The following is a 17,570-nucleotide window of genomic DNA, read 5'->3' as shown; positions in this document are numbered from 1 at the left end:
AATTAAAAAATCTAAAACTTGTAACCCAAAGAAACGCCAAAAGAACGATTTCTTAGCGATCCACCAGGTTTATAATCGCCCCATTTTGATTCCAAATTAGCAATTCCTTTTTGAAACTCCATACCAACAAGATAATGTCCCCTGAATAGATAGTTCACCTTGGCTCGAACACCATAATCAAACGATTTTCCAAGAATATAATCGCCATAATCTGCTATACTGGCATCATTTTGAAACTTAATATCACCTTTCTGACCAATTTCGATATCCCCAATATAGACTGTTTCAGAGGTTTTCCATTTCCCCCCTAATCCAAAGCCGATATAAGGCCCAAGTCCAAATTGCAGTTGATCGTTACCGACTGTTGAATTAAAAACAACATCAACAGGCAGCTCCAGATAGGAAGTATTAGCCTTAAAATTCTCGCCCCAGCCTATAAATTTACCTTCTTTCCGTTCAAAGCCACGTCTAGCAAATACTAATGCTGGCTCAATAGCGAAACGCTCACTCATTCTTATCGTCGGACCAATTCCCAAATACAGACCTCCGACTGATTCTGTTTTTGACTTATTACCATCTTTGTCTTTGGCATCGATATTCGAGAAGCTCAGGCCTGCTTTTACATTCCATTTTGTCTGTGCATGTACAAGACCGCCCCCGATCGACAAACATAGCAATAACGACAGTTTTTTGATAGTCATCATAAAAGAAATAGGTTTATATAATTTTTCACTGTTAACGATAAACAAATGCAAACCGCTACCATTGACCATCAATTTACGGAATAAATACAGTTTTACTGCCTATTTGGCTTCTTTTCAGCATAAATTCAGCTAGAAGCATACTGATTTCTTTACGAAAACGATTGCGACGAAATGACAGAATCGTTTATACTGAATGCTGTAAATTCACAGTACAGAAAATTCATTTTTTCATCCAATTAAATCTAACAAAGCCTATGATCAAGATCCAAAACGCATCCGTTGCGAAAAATCGCTGGGTGCAAGCGGCAATCCCATTATCCTGCCTGTTGGTCGTATCCAATCTGGCAACTTCCCACGCCGCCCCGTTGACCCCTAAATTTACACATAGCAAGCTTTCGCTAGCCATACAACAGAGTTCCATCCAAGGTAAAGTCGTAGATAGTGAAGGTAAGGCCATAGCAAATGTGACGATCCAAATCAAAGGGACCAATCAAGCCACATCGACTAATGCAACCGGTTTTTTTGAACTCAATAGCCAACAGAAAGATGTCATCTTGGTGGTAAGAAGTATTGGTTACAAAACCATCGAAACTGTTGCCCATGGCGGTTCACCCTTAACAATCACCCTGGATAAAGAATCCAAAGGGCTTGAAGAGGTTGTCGTCGTTGGTTTCGGTACGCAGAAAAAAGAGAATGTGACAGGTTCCGTCTCCTCTGTTCAAATGTCGGAAGTCCTGGAAAGCAGGCCCGTAACCTCCCTTTCTGCTGGTTTAGCAGGTCAGGCTCCCGGTTTGTATGTCAATCAAGGCTCAGGCCGCCCAGGTAGTGATGGTGGCACCCTTCGGGTGCGTGGTCAGGGAACATTAAACAATGCGAATCCACTTGTTGTGATCGACGGTGTTATCGGTGATATGAACCTAATCAATCCACAGGACGTCGAAAGTATGTCGGTATTGAAAGATGCAGCTTCAGCTTCCATCTATGGTTCACGCGCAGCCAATGGTGTTATTCTCATCACGACTAAAAAGGGAAAGACCGAACAGTTTAAGGTTACCTATAATAATTATTTCTCTAGCCAGAAACCTTCCAATACCATCCAAATGGTTTCCAACTACGCCAATTATATGGAGCTGATTAATGAAGGCTACAAAAATGGCGATCCAAACGCGAAACCTACATTTTCACAGGAAAAAATAGATCTTTGGCGACAAAATTCAGGGCAAGATCCGTTGAAATATCCCAATTCAGACTGGGTGTCTGAACTATTTCAAAATAAGATCAGCCAAAACCACAATCTGTCCTTTACAGGTGGAAGTGAAAAAATTAAATTTTTCGGTTCCTATGGCCTATTAAACAATCCCGGTGTTATTGAACAAGCTACCTACAAACGTCATACTGGTCGTATCAACCTCGAAGCCGATGTAAAACCCTGGCTTACGCTAGGAGCAAATATCAATGGTGTCGTGTCCAAGACCGATATCGGCACCAATATCATTGATGATGTATTCACCTTTGCCGGAGCGAGTACACCAGGTATGGTACTAAGGGCTCCGGATGGCCGGTTTGGTTCGCCCAGCAATCCGGAAGAGAACCCACAATCCAACAATGTGCTTCACCGCCTCTATGCTCAAAAAGGCAATATTAATAAGAATCGTTTTGTATCCCGATTTTATGGAAAGTTAAAGCCTATTGAAGGCCTTTCTATCGAAGGATCGTACACCTATACTTATGACGACGATTTTATCTATTCGCAGCCTGTGTTCAACGATCGTTGGGATTTCTTGACTAATACAGTCGCCACCGCTGGCACTGGCCGTTCCTCTGTTACCAACGAGTCTGTTAAATCGTATCGTTATTATATGGACGGAGTTGCCAAATACAAGAACAAGTTATTTGATAAATTAAATTATGAAGTGATGGTGGGTGCCAGCCAGGAATATTTTAAAGATGGTTGGTTTGCGGCATCCAAGCTGGATCTCGTCGATCCTTCACTTACGGTATTAAACGCGGCGACAATGGATGCTTCGGCTTCCGGAAACACCACGGATTGGGCCATGCGCTCCTTCTTTGGAAGACTCAACCTCTCTTGGGATGACAAATACCTATTGGAAGCCAATCTCCGTACCGACGGTTCATCGCGCTTTATGACCGGAAAAAGCAGATGGGGTACCTTCCCTTCGGCATCGTTCGGTTGGAAAATATCTTCCGAAGATTTCTACGATGTCAAATGGATGCCAAGTCTTAAATTCCGCGCTTCCTATGGTGCATTGGGCAACAATGGTACTTCAGACGCATCTTTCCGCAGAGACGCTAATATTAACAACTACGAATATCAGACACTATACAATCCGGCCAATTACATCCTGAACAATCAGCTTTATGTCGGATTTGCCCAGACTGTCTTGAGCAACCCTTTATTGACCTGGGAAAATACCTATATCCTGAATGCGGGTCTGGATTTTGACCTCTTCAATTACAAATTGAGCGGTTCAATTGATGTTTTCAATAAAGTAACAGACAATATCCTGATCGACCTTCCTGCACCGTTAGTTGTCGGAAATGCAAGCATACCACGCACCAACGCGGCAAAAGTCCGCAATAATGGTATCGAGCTTAACCTCAACTACCGCGATAAAATTGGGGATGATTTCAAATTCAATATCGGTGGTAACTTCACCTTCATTGACAATAAAGTGGTCAAATTTAAAGGCAATGACAAATCTATTTCAGGAGCAAATCTTTTACAAGAGGGCTATGCCATCAACACGCAGTATATTTTGTTGACCGATCGCATCTTGCAGACAGACGCAGACATGCAACTTGTACAACAAATGATTGACAATGCTCCTACTGATCCGAACACAAATAAGAAAATAGACCCATTTGCATCCTATGGAACACCAAAAAAAGGTGATTTACTATATAAAGACGCCAATGGCGATGGCATCATTAACGACAATGATCGGGTACCTGTCGGGCATGGTACCGCACCAAGGATCACTTATGGTTTTAATCTGGGATTTGATTATAAAGGTTTTGACTTTTCGGTTTTCCTACAAGGCAATGCAGGCAATAAGGCTATTTGGATAGATAATTACTACACACCAACTGTACGTTGGGGCTATCAGATCAACCAGGAAATCGCGGATGGCAGATGGACAGATGGAGCTACCGATGCCAAATATCCACGACTCTTGCCATATACAGATACAAGAAATACCCGAAATAGTGACTTCTGGTTACAGAACAAAGCTTTTATCCGTGTAAAAAATATCCAACTTGGCTACACCATTCCGAATGAGATTACCAAACGGATCCAGGTTCAGAATCTACGTGTTTTTGGTTCACTGGAAAATTTCTGGACGATTACTAGTTACAAAGGATTCGACCCTGAGGTGAGTGGAACCAATTACCCAACAATGAAACAGGCTGTCTTCGGTCTTAGTTTAACATTTTAAGTTGTCAAATATCATGAAAAAGATTTCACTACTCATAGCTGGATGCATTGCATTATCATCTTGTTATAAGCTCGATACAACACCTTACAGTCAGGTCAGTGCTGACACATTCTGGCAAAATGAAGATCAGGCGCTCGCGGGCATATTAGGTTGTTATAATGATCTGAAGAAGGAAGCGACCTTCGGTTTACAATTTTCTTATGATGGGCTCAGTGATATTGGGCTAGGCTACGATCCTCCGGGACTAGGCGAAGTCATCAGCGGTACATTTACAGACCGTTCATCCGTTATTGTTGATAGATGGCAGGCCGGATATGACCTGATCCAACGCTGTAACCATGCCATCGCCCATATTCAGCCAATGACTATAGATAAAGCCAAACAGGAAGGTTTTATTGCCGAAGCAAAATTTCTCCGTGCGCTGATGTATTTTCAATTGACAAACCTCTATGGAGCTTTGCCAATATATGACGAGACAGTTGATCTGAACAGAGATTTTAGTTCACTCAAAAATAGTCGTTCTTCTGTTGAAGATGTCAAAAAGTTCATTCTTGCAGACCTCAACTACGCTATCGATAAATTACCTGTAACCTATGACGCAAAACACTATGGCCGAATCACAAAGGGTGCAGCCTATGCTTTGAGAGGCAAAGTAGCCCTGTACAATAAAGATTGGACTTCGGCAATCCGGGATTTTGAAGAAATTGTCTATAACAAAACCAACAACTACGGTTATAACCTCAGTGCTAATTATGCCGCATTGTTTACCATGGAAGGAGACCAGGCTCCTGAGATGATCTTTGCCATACAGAACATGGGTGGAACAGGGTTTCCTTATGGGATGCCTATGGCCTTCTATATGGGAACAAGATCGACTTTTGGCAGTGACTGGAACAACTGTATGCCAAGCACACGGCTTGCAGACCGTTATGAAAACCGAGACGGAAGTCCTTTCAACTGGAATGACCATTTCCCAAATTATAACACAGACAATGCCGTTAAAAAGCAGGCGATGGAATCCACACAATCCGGTGGTGTGCTGACAAAAGTACCCGACACCGCCAAGCTACGTCAGATCTATGCAAATCGGGATCCACGGATGAATCAGACGCTTATTGTCCCATATTCACACTATTTGGGCTGGAACGCCAACAAAGAACGTGACATGCAATTTATTCTTGCAACGGGAGTAAATGAAAATTTTGGGCAGATCCGTAATAATCGGGGCTGGTATACCTACCTATGGCGCAAATTTGTACCTGAAGGCAATCTCAAAGGAGCGATTACCGATCGTGCTCATACACCGATCAACTTCCCGATCCTTCGTTTGGCAGATGTGTTACTGATGCTCTCCGAAGCCTATAATGAAACCAACCAGCTGGACAAGGCAATCACAGAATTGAATAAGGTACGTACACGTTCAAAAATGCCAGCTCTAAATAGTGGCAGTTCATTTCTGGTTGTAAACAGTAAAGCTGAAATGAGCAAACGCATCCAACACGAACGTGCAGTGGAACTCGCGGGTGAGGGTTGGCGCTATTTTGATCTCAAACGTTGGAATTTATTGGAAGATGTGTCGAAGGGCATTATTGAAAAAGGTGTTACAGGAGATAATCTCGTTACCAGAGGGTATCAACCCCGACATAAGCTTTGGCCGGTACCGGGACAAGAAATAGAGATGAACGCGGCACTTCTGCCACAAAATCAAGATTGGTAAACATGAGAATATATCTAATCCTATTATTCTTTCTCAGTAGTCTCTCTTTTCAGGGGCTACTGGGAAAAGAATTAAAGCTACTCACGGGGACTTTTAAACAGGAAGATCTCAAGCTCAACCTGAGCCGAGACAAGTCCTGGGTTCCCTACCCAAGTTATTCCGATCGCAAGGCATGGGATCAGCTGATAGCACCATTCCGGGAGCAGGTTATTGCGAAAGGCGACAAAGCACTCGACTATCAATGGCAGGTGGTCAAGGCAACAGATTATCTGGAATATGAACGCTCAGGCAACCGTGGCATAATGGAAAAGCCGATGAACGAAAACTGTACCGCGCTCACAAACCTGCTCTTAGCTGAGTTAGCTGAAGGGAAAGGACGTTATATCGATCAGATTCTAAACGGTACCTGGCACATGACCGAGATGTCCACCTGGTCATTATCCGCCCACCTACCCGCTTTCCAATCCAGCAAAAGATCCCTACCACAAGAACGGACTCATGTCATTGACCTCATGGCCGGCGACGTAGGATCCTTACTTTCATGGATACACTATTTCTTTCGGGACACCTTCAATACCATCAATCCGGAAATTAGTCTACGCTTAAAACAACACATCCAACAACGCATTATACTGCCTTATCTTGACCGCAATGATATGTGGTGGCAGGGCTTTGAACTCAAAGGAAACCAATTGGTCAACAACTGGAATCCATGGTGCAATTTTAATGTGCTCACCTGCTTGCTACTGATAGAAGACAATCCGGATGTTCAACTGGCTGGCATCTATAAAACAATGACTTCGGTCGATCGCTTTATCGATTACATCAAAAAAGATGGTGCCTGTGAAGAAGGTCCATCCTATTGGGGGCACGCTGCGGGCAAGCTGTACGATTACCTCAAGATACTTGCCCTTGCAACACAAAACAAAGTCAGTATTTTCGACAAACCTCTTATCCGCGATATGGGTGAATACATCGCACAATCGTATATCGGTGGTGACAGATGGGTGGTCAATTTTGCGGATGCTTCAGCCAAAGGTGGTGGAGATCCACTTCTCATCTATCGTTATGGGCAAGATGTAAACAGTACCGAAATGATGCAATTTGCGCGATATATGACAGACCTTGATGGTAAAGGTTCGGACTTTAGACCCTCACGGGATATCTTCCGAGCATTTGAAGACCTACGCTGTTTTCCACAGCTTCAGCACACACAGGCAGCACTTCCCCAAAATGCATTTAAATGGTATCCGGAAACGCAGTTTCTCTATCTGAAAAAGGAAAACTTTTTCTTCGCCGCCAAAGGTGGTTTTAATAATGAGAGCCACAACCATAACGATGTCGGGAGTTTTATTCTATACCAGGACCAGCAACCCCTTTTTATTGATGCGGGTGTGGGAACCTACACGAAGAAAACATTTAGCGACGACCGCTATAGTATCTGGACCATGCAGGGTGCCTACCACAACCTTCCGCAGATTAATGGTACTGATCAGGCTTTCGGCAAAGAATACAAAGCCGAAAATGTTGTATTCCTACCTGAACAGAATAAATTCCAGCTCGATATCGGGAAAGCTTATCCAAAGACAGCCAATATTGAACATTGGATCAGAAGCTACAGCCTTACAGCCGATGGCCTGACCATAGCGGACGAGTTTAAGATCAAAAACCCAACCCAGTCGAATATTGTGCATTTTTTAGTTTCAAAAGAACCTCAGATTAACAAGGGAGTGATCGCACTGGGCGACGGTCGGGCCGCATTGCATTTTAATCCTGCACAGTTCGTTGCTTCCTACGAGGCCATCCCACAGGATGACCCTCGTCTGAGTCAGGTATGGGGAGAGCGGCTTTACCGCATCAACCTCAAGGCCAAAAGCATTAAATCGACAGGAAAATATAGTTTTATCATTAAAAAAGCCAAATGAAAAGAAGAAATTGGATTCAAGCCGTAATATTAACTACCGCAGGAGCGCTAATGAACAGTCCCTTACTCGGTCGCAGCAAATCCAGCGGTTCAGCAGCGCGACCTTCTACTGACGACCGTGCGTATTGGGTGTCTATTTTAACAAAAATGGCCAGCCCTATTCTCGATCGTATCAGCAAAGAGCGTTTTCGCGCGGAGATGCCAATTGTTAAAAGTGAAACTTACGACTATATAGATCCCAGTGTGGGTTATTTGGAAGCCTTTGGTCGATTACTGGCCGGTATGGCACCATGGTTGGCTCTGCCAGACGATAAAACCGCCGAAGGGAAGGTCCGTACTCAATTTAAACAACAAGCCTTGCTGGGCATACAACATGGTGTAAATCCTGCTTCGGCAGATTATTTCTCCTGGCGAAGCAAGTCCAAGCAACCTCTGGTTGATGCAGCACATTTAGCGCAGGCATTTATGCGTGCCCCAAAAGCATTATGGGATCCACTGCCGCAGGTGACAAAGCAACAGGTTATTACCGAATTCAAACACTTACGCTGGATCAAACCCAACGAAAGCAACTGGCTATTGTTTGCCGCAATGACCGAAACTTTTCTCTACAGTATCGGTGAAGACTGTGCCCGTGAGAAAATAGACTATGCAGTAAACAAATTTGATCAGGAATGGTATGTCGGCGACGGATGGTATAGTGACGGTGCGCGATTTAGCTTTGATCATTACAATGGATATGTCATCCATTGCATGCAGGTAGAAACCTTAAAAAATAATCTTAGCGCTGACGCGAAGTACCAACCCATGTATGACCGCGCTTATAAACGTATGCAACGCTATGCACATCATCTGGAGCGCATGATTTCACCCGAAGGTACCTACCCTGTTGTTGGGCGGAGTGCAACGTATAGAAATGCAGCCTTTCAACCGCTCGCTGCAGTCGCACTTGATGGAAAGCTCCCCGCGGATCTCTCCAATGGACAGGTGCGAGCAGCATTAACAGCAGTCCTCAAGCACATCTACGCCGATCGCATTTTTCATGAGGATGGCTGGATGGCCTTGGGATTTCTCAATGCCGAGCAGGGAAATATAGCAGACAGTTATACCAACTCGGGTTCGCTCTATACTGCTTCCCTCTCATTTCTACCCTTAGGGCTTCCACCCGTACATGCTTTTTGGTCTGACGCTGCTGCGCAATGGAGCTCACAAAAAGCTTTTGCAGGTTTACCCTTTCCAAAAGATTATTATGTAACTTACTAAGAATATACGCTGTTAGGAAACCTTAGGTGGTCGTATGAGCCGAGTGAAACGAGCTCATGAATGCCATTGAAAATAAATAATTATGAATAATGCCCTAGACTAATGAATAAACAACCTAGTGAACCCAACGATTGAGCTCACGAATATTTTAAAACACCAATTTAATTAGTAAACGAGTTTATTTATACCAACGAGGCTAACACATATACCGCCGAAGGCAGCATGAACCGAGTGAGCCGAACGAAGAGAGCTCACGAATACTATTGAAAATAAGACCCTAATCATAAAATAATTGATGAACAAATAATTTATGCAGATGAAAAAAAGAAAAACCAGTTTAAAAACAATCCTTCTTATCGCTTCCGGGCTTTTTGCGCTCAGTTTTATTGACCAAAAGCCAAACTTTATCGACGCTAGTTTCAACGCTGCAGAGAAACAATATCAATTTTTGACCAAGGAAGCTGACAAAGACCATAAGTTCCCACGTACATTAACTCCTTCCGGACAATTGCGAGGAACCGATGAATGGGATTGGACAGGAGGTTTTTTCCCTGGCTCACTATGGTATATCTACAACCACACACACAATAAAGAAACGGAGAAAGAAGCGATAAAATGGACCGAAGCGCTCGAAAAAGCGAAGGACCTGGATCAACATCACGATATTGGTTTTGTCATGTATTGTTCCTATGGCACTGCAATAAAATACCTCAAGGATCAGAAAAAAATTGCCGATTATAAAGCCATCCTTGTCCATTCGGCCAATACTGCATTAAAGCGCTTTAACCCACAGGTCGGTGTCATCAAGTCATGGAATGAGAAAAAGTCATGGGATGGCAAAACACTTTGGAAATACCCTGTCATCATTGACAATATGATGAACCTCGAAATGCTGTGTTACGTTTCCGATCTGACAGGTGATCCTAAATATAAGGATGTCGCCATCAGTCATGCAACGCAAACCATGAAAAACCATTTCCGCATAGACTACAGCACCTACCATGTTGTCGATTATGATGCCAGCGGTAAAGCAATCCATCAACAGACAAATCAGGGCTATGCCGATAATTCAACCTGGGCACGTGGACAGGCATGGGCTATCTACGGATTTACCATGATGTATCGGGAGACAAAAAAACCGGAGTTTCTCAAAACAGCACAGGCAGCAGCCAAATTTTACATGACCCACAAAAATCTTCCAAAAGATAAAATCCCTTACTGGGATTTCAATGCGGGACAACAGGGATATAAATCAGATGCTGATTTTTCAATGTTAAAGCTCAATTACGTCCCTCGTGATGCCTCCGCAGCGGCTATTGTCGCTTCGGCACTCGTTGAACTATCGACCTTAACTTCGGGAGCAGAAAGTAAGTCCTATTTAGCTTTTGCCAAGGAAAGTCTACAGACACTTTCAGGAGCAGGTTATTTTGCCAAATATGGAAGCAACGGTGGTTTCCTGCTCAAACATAGTGTCGGCAGTCTGCCGCATCACTCGGAAATTGATGTCCCTTTGACCTATGCAGATTATTATTATCTCGAAGGTTTAACACGCTTGGAGCAACTCAAAAAATAATAAAAATAGGCTGTATCAAAAGCTAGACTTTGACAAACAACGCTAAATAATCTTTAGAAACCTCAGTCGAACGAACGAATAAGGTCCAGTTTCTTTACAGATCTTGGACCTTACTTTTTAATATTCACGGCAATTACGAAAGGATTAAAACCTTATTTATTATCGGTCGGGATTGTTTCTGATACAGTACTACCCGCGTACTCAGCTTTCGGAAGCCTCATCTCAACAGTTTGATTTACTTTTGCACGTTTATTGATGAGATGAATACGTACGGTTTTTTCCTGTTGCAGTGGATCTGCCACATCCAATTTGAAAGCCCTATCTCCCTTTGTGATCTGCAGAATGGCCGGCTTGTCCACCTGAATAGACCAAGCTCCAATTTGATAGGTACCTGACTGATGAAACACTGCCTGAATAGCAGCCAGCCCCTGATGTTCTACGGCTTGAACAGCAGGCGTATTGTGCCATATTTTTAGCTGCTGCATAGCCCGCTTATCAATCTGATCCACACCGGGTACCACGATATACGCATAACTTCCATTTACAGGTTTCGCTGCGTGCTCTACCCATAACTTAAATACCTTACCATGGACAGCATCTTTTGATCGGGAACGATTGATGCGGTACCAAGAGCCCGATTGTTCTTTTGTCGTCAGAGCAACTTTCATGGCTTCCGGAAAATAATAGCTGACCTGATTGTGCATCACATATTCACCTTGTTTGACATTTCGAATCAGTGAATCGGTTGAAATCTGCTCTTTTCCATTCCATACGACAGGGCCATTCAACCAAGTCTGATTCAATGTTGTTACCACCGGTTCAGTAGCACTACTGCTAATTCCACTGCCCAAGCAAACAATCTCCCTATCAAAAAAGAACCATGCTTTTTGCGCAGCTAGGCCATCGTATTGAACAGACATAGCTGATGCGCCGACTGTACCATTGCTGACTCCACCAGAGAAACTGTTGGCAGCCAGTACACCCCACTGTTCTTTCAGTTCCTGATCACCCTGATAATCTCGGGTTGTTGTCCCTGGAATTTTGTCCCATTCCCATACCGGCATGATATTATAATATTCCGGACCAAATACCTGAATATTGGTTACACCATCTGTCATATTTTTACCAAGCATATTTTCACCGTTTCCTGACTCCGATTTGTTGGTTCGCTTGCTTGCCAGGCGCAGGTTGAAATGAAACTGTTTTCTGAGGTGTGTTGTATAGTCTCCTTTCCAATAATGTCGATGCAGGGATTGATCTTCCGCATTAAAAGCCTGTATACTATCTAATTTTGCCAATCCTTTCTTCCAGAACTCATTTTTAGCTGGATCGATCAATTGCATCTGCTGCAATATGGCAACTTCCTGATCCTTGCGCAGTATATCTGGTCGCGATATCCCACGTCCATGCACATTAAAATCAATATAACGTGAACGTATGATCGGCAAGTAGGTTTCCAAAAGAAATTTTTCAAAGAGGTCCAATTTCTCCTTATTAACTGCATAAGGCGTCTCGCGGACATAGGCCATTACCTTAGAAATTCCCTTTAAGAACTCTTCGCCATAGCCCGCAATATACAATTGTGGCCCGTGCTGTAAGTAAGAGAAATCATATTGCAAACCCTCTTTGCCATCCACCAACTGGATGGGGAAAAGCAGTTGTTCCATAGCAGCAGCCAGTAGACTGGCGTCTTCCAGGATCAGTGCACGATAGAAATAGTGCATGGCAATATCACTCTTGTTCGCGCCCGTTTTCTTATAGGGGTCCCCTCTTTCCATCAACTTGACCAGTGCTGTTTCCACTGCAGCTGGAATTTTCTCCTGACCAAATTTCATCAGGATCAGACAGACACCTATTGCTTTGGGAGAAGCAATTTCATTGTGCCACCAGTTGGTTGATTCAAATCGGTTATTTGCCCAGTACTGTGCTGCCCGTACAATCTTGTCATAAAGCGACTTTTGCTGATAAGATTTACTTTTGGGAGATACATAAGCTACGATCAAAGCTTTCAAGCGATCCAAGTGTTCTCCTGGAGGCCAGAGTGAAATTGATTTACTCGCGTAATCTATATCAGACCAAGTACCAGCTTCAGTCAGCTGATTACTCCAGATTGTGGTTTTATCACCGTGCGTGGACGAACTTTGCAGTTCGTCTTCGTACACATGTTTTTTGATGCGATCAAATGTATGCTTGTCCTGTGCCCTTGTCATGACCAGTCCAAATGATAATAAAAATATAAGTATAGTTTTCATTCGTTTTCCAATTATAATCCGATTAAGGGTATTTCTTTTCTGCTGCCCTTCCAATGACATCCATTCGATGTTTCATCATTTGGTTCTGATCATTATCCAAGACGGAACTCAACCATTTGGGAGCAGCCATCTTTTTTTCCCACTCAGCCAATTTATTCAACATTTCCTTCACATTATCGGGATATTTTTCGGCAAGATTATGCTGTTCTTTCAGATCGTTTTTCAAGTTAAATAGCAATATCGGATCATCCTTGACAACAATCAGCTTCCATTCGGCATGACGGACCGCTTTAGCGACTCCCCGTCGCCAAAATAAATATTCATGCCCATTCTTCGCCGCCTTATACGATGACAACAGGCTTAGCCCATCGATCGCTTGTCCGGGGATGTCTTTCCCCTGTATGGCATCCATACTTGTTGGCAAGATATCCATACCCGATACCATGGCATTGACTACTTTTCCTTTCGGGAGCTTTGCTGGCCATTGCATAATCATTGGTACCCGTATTCCGCCTTCCCATTTCGACCCCTTTAAACCGCGCAGCTGACCATTATCGGCACCATTATTTGTGGCCGCACCATTGTCATTCATAAAGATAATCAGCGTATTTTCATAAAGTCCATCGCTTTTCAATTGTTCTATCAAACGGCCAATATTGCTGTCCATATTCTCCAGCATTGCCAAATAAGCGCGGCGCAAAGGATCTGCAACATGACTATATTTGCTGTTCTGCGTCAGCGGAGCCTCCACAGGAGTATGTATAGCATTAAAAGCCAGATACATAAAAAAAGGCTGTTGGCGATAACGATGAACATAGGAGATTGCCTTATCGGTCAATGTCTCTGTCAGATAGCGAATAGAATCTTCGGGGAAAATGCGTCCATCATCGACCAACATTTGTGTTAGTTTTACCTTTCCGGGGATCGGAAAATAAGAGCGATCACCGCCGATAAAACCAAAGAAATGATCAAAGCCACGCTTGAGCGGATGGAATTGGGGACCGTCTCCCTGATGCCATTTGCCGATACCAACGGTTTTATAGCCGTTGTATTTCATAAAATCTGCTATCGTTGCCACCGTGGTATCCATCCCAATATCTTCCAGTGCCGTTCCATTGGTTGGCCGTTTGGAAATATTGTGTTCGAAGCCAAAGCGTTGTTGGTACCGCCCCGTCAGCAGACCGGCACGTGAGGGTGCACAAACCGATGCAGATGCATAAGCACACTGAAAACGAATACCCTGTTTCGCCAGCTCGTCGATATACGGTGTATGAACCTCCTTACCACCGTAGCAACCAAAATCATCATAACCGCCGTCGTCGCTCAAAATCACAATGACATTGGGCCGCTGCTGTGCAAAAACAGAAATTTCAACTAGAGAAAGTACACTTAGTAAGGTAAGTATACAATAGAACGTTATCCGGTAGATCATCGCATTAGATTTATCCCTAAATTTAAACCTAAATGTATTGGATTTTTTGTAAAAAAACCGAAAACGATTTCGTTAAGTCAATTTTTTTTAGTCCTTTAGATGGGACAATCCAATCCGAAGCAGATGGAAATAAACGAGAGAAATCAACTAGCAGCTATTGCTAAAATTTTGGTCAGGAATGGCCATGACAAGGTATTAAATGAGCCCTTGATTGAGCTCTTGCAAAGTGGGCAAAATACTGTTCGACCAGACCTTTTTAGCTTTGCAGAAAAATGGTTAAAAGCGACGTCCCCCAAGGCATTAGCAGAACTCTGGGAGGAGTTCAAAATCCTCCTGTCCCTTCACCCTGATCTTGGCTTTGTTGTTATTGAAGGCACACATATTGCGGATATCCCGAGCTTTTATGCTGAAATCAATCGGGTCTATATGGCTGATGAGAGTTGGCAGATTGGGAGTCTGGATGGTTTTGATGATCTGCTTTATGGTGGCTTTGGAAAAGTACAGGATGCAAAAAAACAGACGATCATCTGGAAAGACATCGCCTATAGTAAAACGGCATTAGGCCTGACCACCAGCGTCGCTTACTATCAGGAAAAACTTGCAGCAAATTCACCATTCAATCATACCTATTTCCAACAAAAGCTAGCCGATTTACAAGCTGGAAAAGTACAGACTTATTTCGATATCGTAGCGGAAATAATACAATCGCACCCAAAGATTGACTGGATCTACTAAAGGATTTAAAGAATTCAAAATGGTATCTTTATTGAACCTAAACAGAATACCATGAAACATACAGTAAAGATATTTTTTTTATTGACGATGCTATTTCAGCATATTGCTTATGCGGATAGTCCACTTAAAGTCGCTGTTGCGGGACTCAATCACGACCATGTATACCTCCTATTGAATTTATATAAAGAGAAGAAGGTTGAGATCATTGGGATAGCAGAGGCCAATAATATCCTCGCGGACAAGATTCAGACACAATACAACCTTCCGAAATCCGTTTTTTATCAAGATCTCCCTTCATTATTGAAAAGAGTAAAGCCCGATGTGGTTCTGGCTTACAACCCCACCAATGAGCATATCAATGTAGCGGAAATCTGTCTGCCGCTCAAAATTCCTGTCATGGTAGAGAAACCGATGGCAACTACATTGGCTGATGCCAACCGTATTGCAGCGTTGTCCAAGGAAAACAAAACGGCTTTTTTTGTCAACTATGAAACGACCTGGTATAAGAGCAACCAACAGCTCAAGCAATTGATTGATCAAAATGCAGTGGGAGCTGTGACGCGGATGATTGTAAAAGATGGACATGAAGGGCCCAAAGAGATCGGCTGTAGCAGCTATTTTCTCGATTGGCTGACGGACCCGCAAAAAAATGGTGGTGGTGCATTAATGGATTTTGGTTGTTATGGGGCCAATCTCATGACCTGGATCAAGAACGGTGAACGGCCTATTTCTGTCAGCGCAATTACACATCGACTGAAGCCCGAAGTTTATCCAAAAGTTGAGGATGATGCTACGATTATCTTAAATTACCGTGATGGTAGCACAGGTATTATCCAGGCATCTTGGGCTTGGCCTTACAGTGTGAAAGACCTACAGGTATTTGGAACGAAGGCTCAACTCTATGCACAAAACGATAAAACATTGTTAAAATACGTCCAGCACAACGATAAGCCAACAGTCATTCCAACAGATCAAACCTATTTTGAAAATCACATCCAATATTTAGCGCATGTTTTAAGCGGAAATCAGCTGACTGAGGGTGATCTAGGCTCCATTAGCAACAATGTGACTGTCGTTGAGATTTTGGAGGCAGCCAGGCGTTCCGCAAAGGAAGGAAAGGCGATTGTATTAAATTGATATTCCACAGAAAAAGGTATGTGGATAACCATTTCCACATACCTTTTTCAATATATACCAAACATTGTTGACAAGGACATGTCGGATTTGTTTCATACTGTTCAATCGGAGTTCTGAGGCGAACCGTTAGGGATCCATAGGCTCGTCCGGATCGATTGTGAATGCTTCTTCTTTCGCCTGAAATTCGATGATAACATCCGAAATTCGTTTTCCAAGGCTATAGGGTACATAACCCAATTCGCGGATACAACGGTCGGCCATTTTTTCTACCGCATCGATATGTGCCTTACTGCTGTTGACAATGGCAAATTTATCTTTAGGAAATCCATAGTTCAGTAGTATACGGGCAGTATTGCGCAGATTTGTTGTTGTATGGCGGGCATGCGGATCGATCAAGATCGCGTGTTCGGGAACTCCCATGATATTGATCAGGTACTTTTTCATCTCGATTGCCTCGATATAAGCCGTTTTATAAGGATGTACCTTTCCGCCGGAAAGTACAATAAAAGGGGCCAATTTTTCAAAATAACTACGCGCAGCCATGCGTGCACGTAACATTCCGCCGGGACTGATTGGCTGTCCATAGATTTCAGGGCCCGCACCTAAAGTCAGCAGCAGGCTGTAAGGGTAGACTGAAAAATCCGTTTTTTTCACTTGTTCAAACGCCTTTTTATTTTCCAGTGCTATTAATGGCTCTAATTGCGCAGCGTCCCAACGCTCATTGATCTCAAGCAGCCTTACCGCTGTCATCATTGTCATAAAAAGGGCCTCCTTACCGGTCGGAATATCTTTTAGTACGTCCTGGCGGACATCATCTAAAAGCTGAAAATAAGCCTTACGATTCACATCAAAAGAAATTGAATCAATCTTGGGATAGTTGGGCTTCTTGCCGCCACCATAGACATCAACAACATAGTTCATCGCGCCAAAGTCCTGTAACAGCGCTTTTTTAAGATATACTTTTGCAGTCTCATCCCTTGGTATACCATAAGTCTTTGATGGCATCAAAGCTGATTCAACAAGTTCTTCCAATTTCCTGTTGCCCTTGATTTGACTGGAAATTTGTTCAGCCATGAGCTCGATCTCAGAATCTTTCCATTTAAAAGCTTCCAGAAAACAGCCGAGATCCGCGCAATGATCACTACCCTTGAAACGATCAAATCGCTGTCTCAGCGATGCTGAAATAGCTTGGGAGGCACAAAGCTGCTGTGTTAAGGCGGAATCCTTTAGCAACAGATAAGTCGCGTAATAATTCTTGCGGATAACCCAGTCCTGCGGACTGGCAGGATTGGGTTTGAGCTGGCCTTTGGAAATATGCATTCCGCATATTCCCAAAGTCAACAAAATGATCTTTTTTATGATACCTGTCATATCCGAT

11 protein-coding genes are annotated in these 17,570 nt (G+C 43.3%); 7 read left to right on the top strand and 4 right to left on the bottom strand.

Annotation, left to right across the window (positions count from 1 at the left end; translation table 11 throughout):
* Positions 1-11 precede the first annotated feature (11 nt).
* Positions 12-704 (bottom strand): PorT family protein, encoded by a 693-nt coding sequence (locus tag M2408_RS20545; RefSeq protein WP_259186298.1) that lies wholly within the window; start codon positions 702-704, stop codon positions 12-14.
* Positions 705-958: 254 nt separating this feature from the next.
* On the opposite strand from M2408_RS20545, the gene M2408_RS20540 reads away from it, so the two are divergent.
* The 5 genes from M2408_RS20540 to M2408_RS20520 all read left to right on the top strand — a co-directional run bounded on the left by M2408_RS20540 (position 959) and on the right by M2408_RS20520 (position 10,636).
* Positions 959-4,162 carry a TonB-dependent receptor gene (locus M2408_RS20540; protein ID WP_259186297.1) on the top strand — a complete coding sequence of 1,068 codons (3,204 nt, stop codon included), beginning with the start codon at positions 959-961 and terminating at the stop codon, positions 4,160-4,162.
* 13 nt (positions 4,163-4,175) lie between these two features.
* Positions 4,176-5,879: a RagB/SusD family nutrient uptake outer membrane protein gene (locus M2408_RS20535; protein ID WP_259186294.1), complete on the top strand. Its 1,704-nt coding sequence runs from the start codon at positions 4,176-4,178 to the stop codon at positions 5,877-5,879.
* A gap of 2 nt (positions 5,880-5,881) precedes the next feature.
* On the top strand, positions 5,882-7,804 hold the full coding sequence (locus tag M2408_RS20530; RefSeq protein ID WP_259186292.1) for a heparinase II/III-family protein: 1,923 nt from the start codon (positions 5,882-5,884) through the stop codon (positions 7,802-7,804).
* Positions 7,801-9,063, top strand: coding sequence for a DUF2264 domain-containing protein (locus M2408_RS20525; protein ID WP_259186290.1), 1,263 nt, complete (start codon positions 7,801-7,803; stop codon positions 9,061-9,063). The genes M2408_RS20530 and M2408_RS20525 overlap by 4 nt, the downstream gene beginning before the upstream one ends.
* Positions 9,064-9,379: 316 nt before the next feature.
* The gene (locus M2408_RS20520) at positions 9,380-10,636 is read left to right on the top strand and encodes a glycoside hydrolase family 88 protein (protein ID WP_259186288.1); all 1,257 of its coding nucleotides are present in this window, start codon (positions 9,380-9,382) and stop codon (positions 10,634-10,636) included.
* 152 nt (positions 10,637-10,788) lie between these two features.
* On the opposite strand, the gene M2408_RS20515 is transcribed toward M2408_RS20520, so the two are convergent.
* A complete protein-coding gene (locus M2408_RS20515) occupies positions 10,789-12,888 on the bottom strand; it encodes a polysaccharide lyase 8 family protein (RefSeq protein ID WP_259186286.1) in 2,100 nt (699 codons plus the stop codon).
* Positions 12,889-12,910: 22 nt separating this feature from the next.
* Positions 12,911-14,320, bottom strand: a complete 1,410-nt coding sequence (locus M2408_RS20510) for a sulfatase-like hydrolase/transferase (protein WP_259186284.1) — start codon at positions 14,318-14,320, stop codon at positions 12,911-12,913.
* A 123-nt stretch (positions 14,321-14,443) separates the two neighbouring features.
* Between M2408_RS20510 and M2408_RS20505 the strand changes: the two genes are divergently transcribed.
* Entirely contained in the window at positions 14,444-15,055 is a 612-nt protein-coding gene (locus M2408_RS20505; protein WP_259186282.1) for a hypothetical protein, read from the top strand.
* A 51-nt stretch (positions 15,056-15,106) separates the two neighbouring features.
* Positions 15,107-16,192, top strand: a complete 1,086-nt coding sequence (locus tag M2408_RS20500; RefSeq protein ID WP_259186279.1) for a Gfo/Idh/MocA family protein — start codon at positions 15,107-15,109, stop codon at positions 16,190-16,192.
* 126 nt (positions 16,193-16,318) lie between these two features.
* Here the strand turns inward: M2408_RS20500 and M2408_RS20495 are convergent, their stop codons facing one another.
* Positions 16,319-17,563 (bottom strand): YdcF family protein, encoded by a 1,245-nt coding sequence (locus M2408_RS20495; RefSeq protein WP_259186277.1) that lies wholly within the window; start codon positions 17,561-17,563, stop codon positions 16,319-16,321.
* Between the last annotated feature and the right edge of the window lie 7 nt (positions 17,564-17,570).

Source organism: Sphingobacterium sp. BIGb0165 (genome assembly GCF_024810095.1).
GTDB classification, from domain to species: Bacteria; Bacteroidota; Bacteroidia; order Sphingobacteriales; family Sphingobacteriaceae; genus Sphingobacterium; species Sphingobacterium detergens.
Note: the sequence above shows the minus strand (reverse complement) of the source record. Positions and strands in the feature narration are given on the sequence as shown.

What these genes read in the sequence shown, in the direction of transcription:
- M2408_RS20545 (WP_259186298.1), bottom strand. Translation starts at nt 704, where the DNA reads ATGATGACTATCAAAAAACTGTCGTTATTGCTATGTTTGTCGATCGGG.
- M2408_RS20505 (WP_259186282.1), top strand. Translation starts at nt 14,444, where the DNA reads ATGGAAATAAACGAGAGAAATCAACTAGCAGCTATTGCTAAAATTTTG.
- M2408_RS20510 (WP_259186284.1), bottom strand. Translation starts at nt 14,320, where the DNA reads ATGATCTACCGGATAACGTTCTATTGTATACTTACCTTACTAAGTGTA.
- M2408_RS20520 (WP_259186288.1), top strand. Translation starts at nt 9,380, where the DNA reads ATGAAAAAAAGAAAAACCAGTTTAAAAACAATCCTTCTTATCGCTTCC.
- M2408_RS20530 (WP_259186292.1), top strand. Translation starts at nt 5,882, where the DNA reads ATGAGAATATATCTAATCCTATTATTCTTTCTCAGTAGTCTCTCTTTT.
- M2408_RS20525 (WP_259186290.1), top strand. Translation starts at nt 7,801, where the DNA reads ATGAAAAGAAGAAATTGGATTCAAGCCGTAATATTAACTACCGCAGGA.
- M2408_RS20540 (WP_259186297.1), top strand. Translation starts at nt 959, where the DNA reads ATGATCAAGATCCAAAACGCATCCGTTGCGAAAAATCGCTGGGTGCAA.
- M2408_RS20500 (WP_259186279.1), top strand. Translation starts at nt 15,107, where the DNA reads ATGAAACATACAGTAAAGATATTTTTTTTATTGACGATGCTATTTCAG.
- M2408_RS20515 (WP_259186286.1), bottom strand. Translation starts at nt 12,888, where the DNA reads ATGAAAACTATACTTATATTTTTATTATCATTTGGACTGGTCATGACA.
- M2408_RS20495 (WP_259186277.1), bottom strand. Translation starts at nt 17,563, where the DNA reads ATGACAGGTATCATAAAAAAGATCATTTTGTTGACTTTGGGAATATGC.
- M2408_RS20535 (WP_259186294.1), top strand. Translation starts at nt 4,176, where the DNA reads ATGAAAAAGATTTCACTACTCATAGCTGGATGCATTGCATTATCATCT.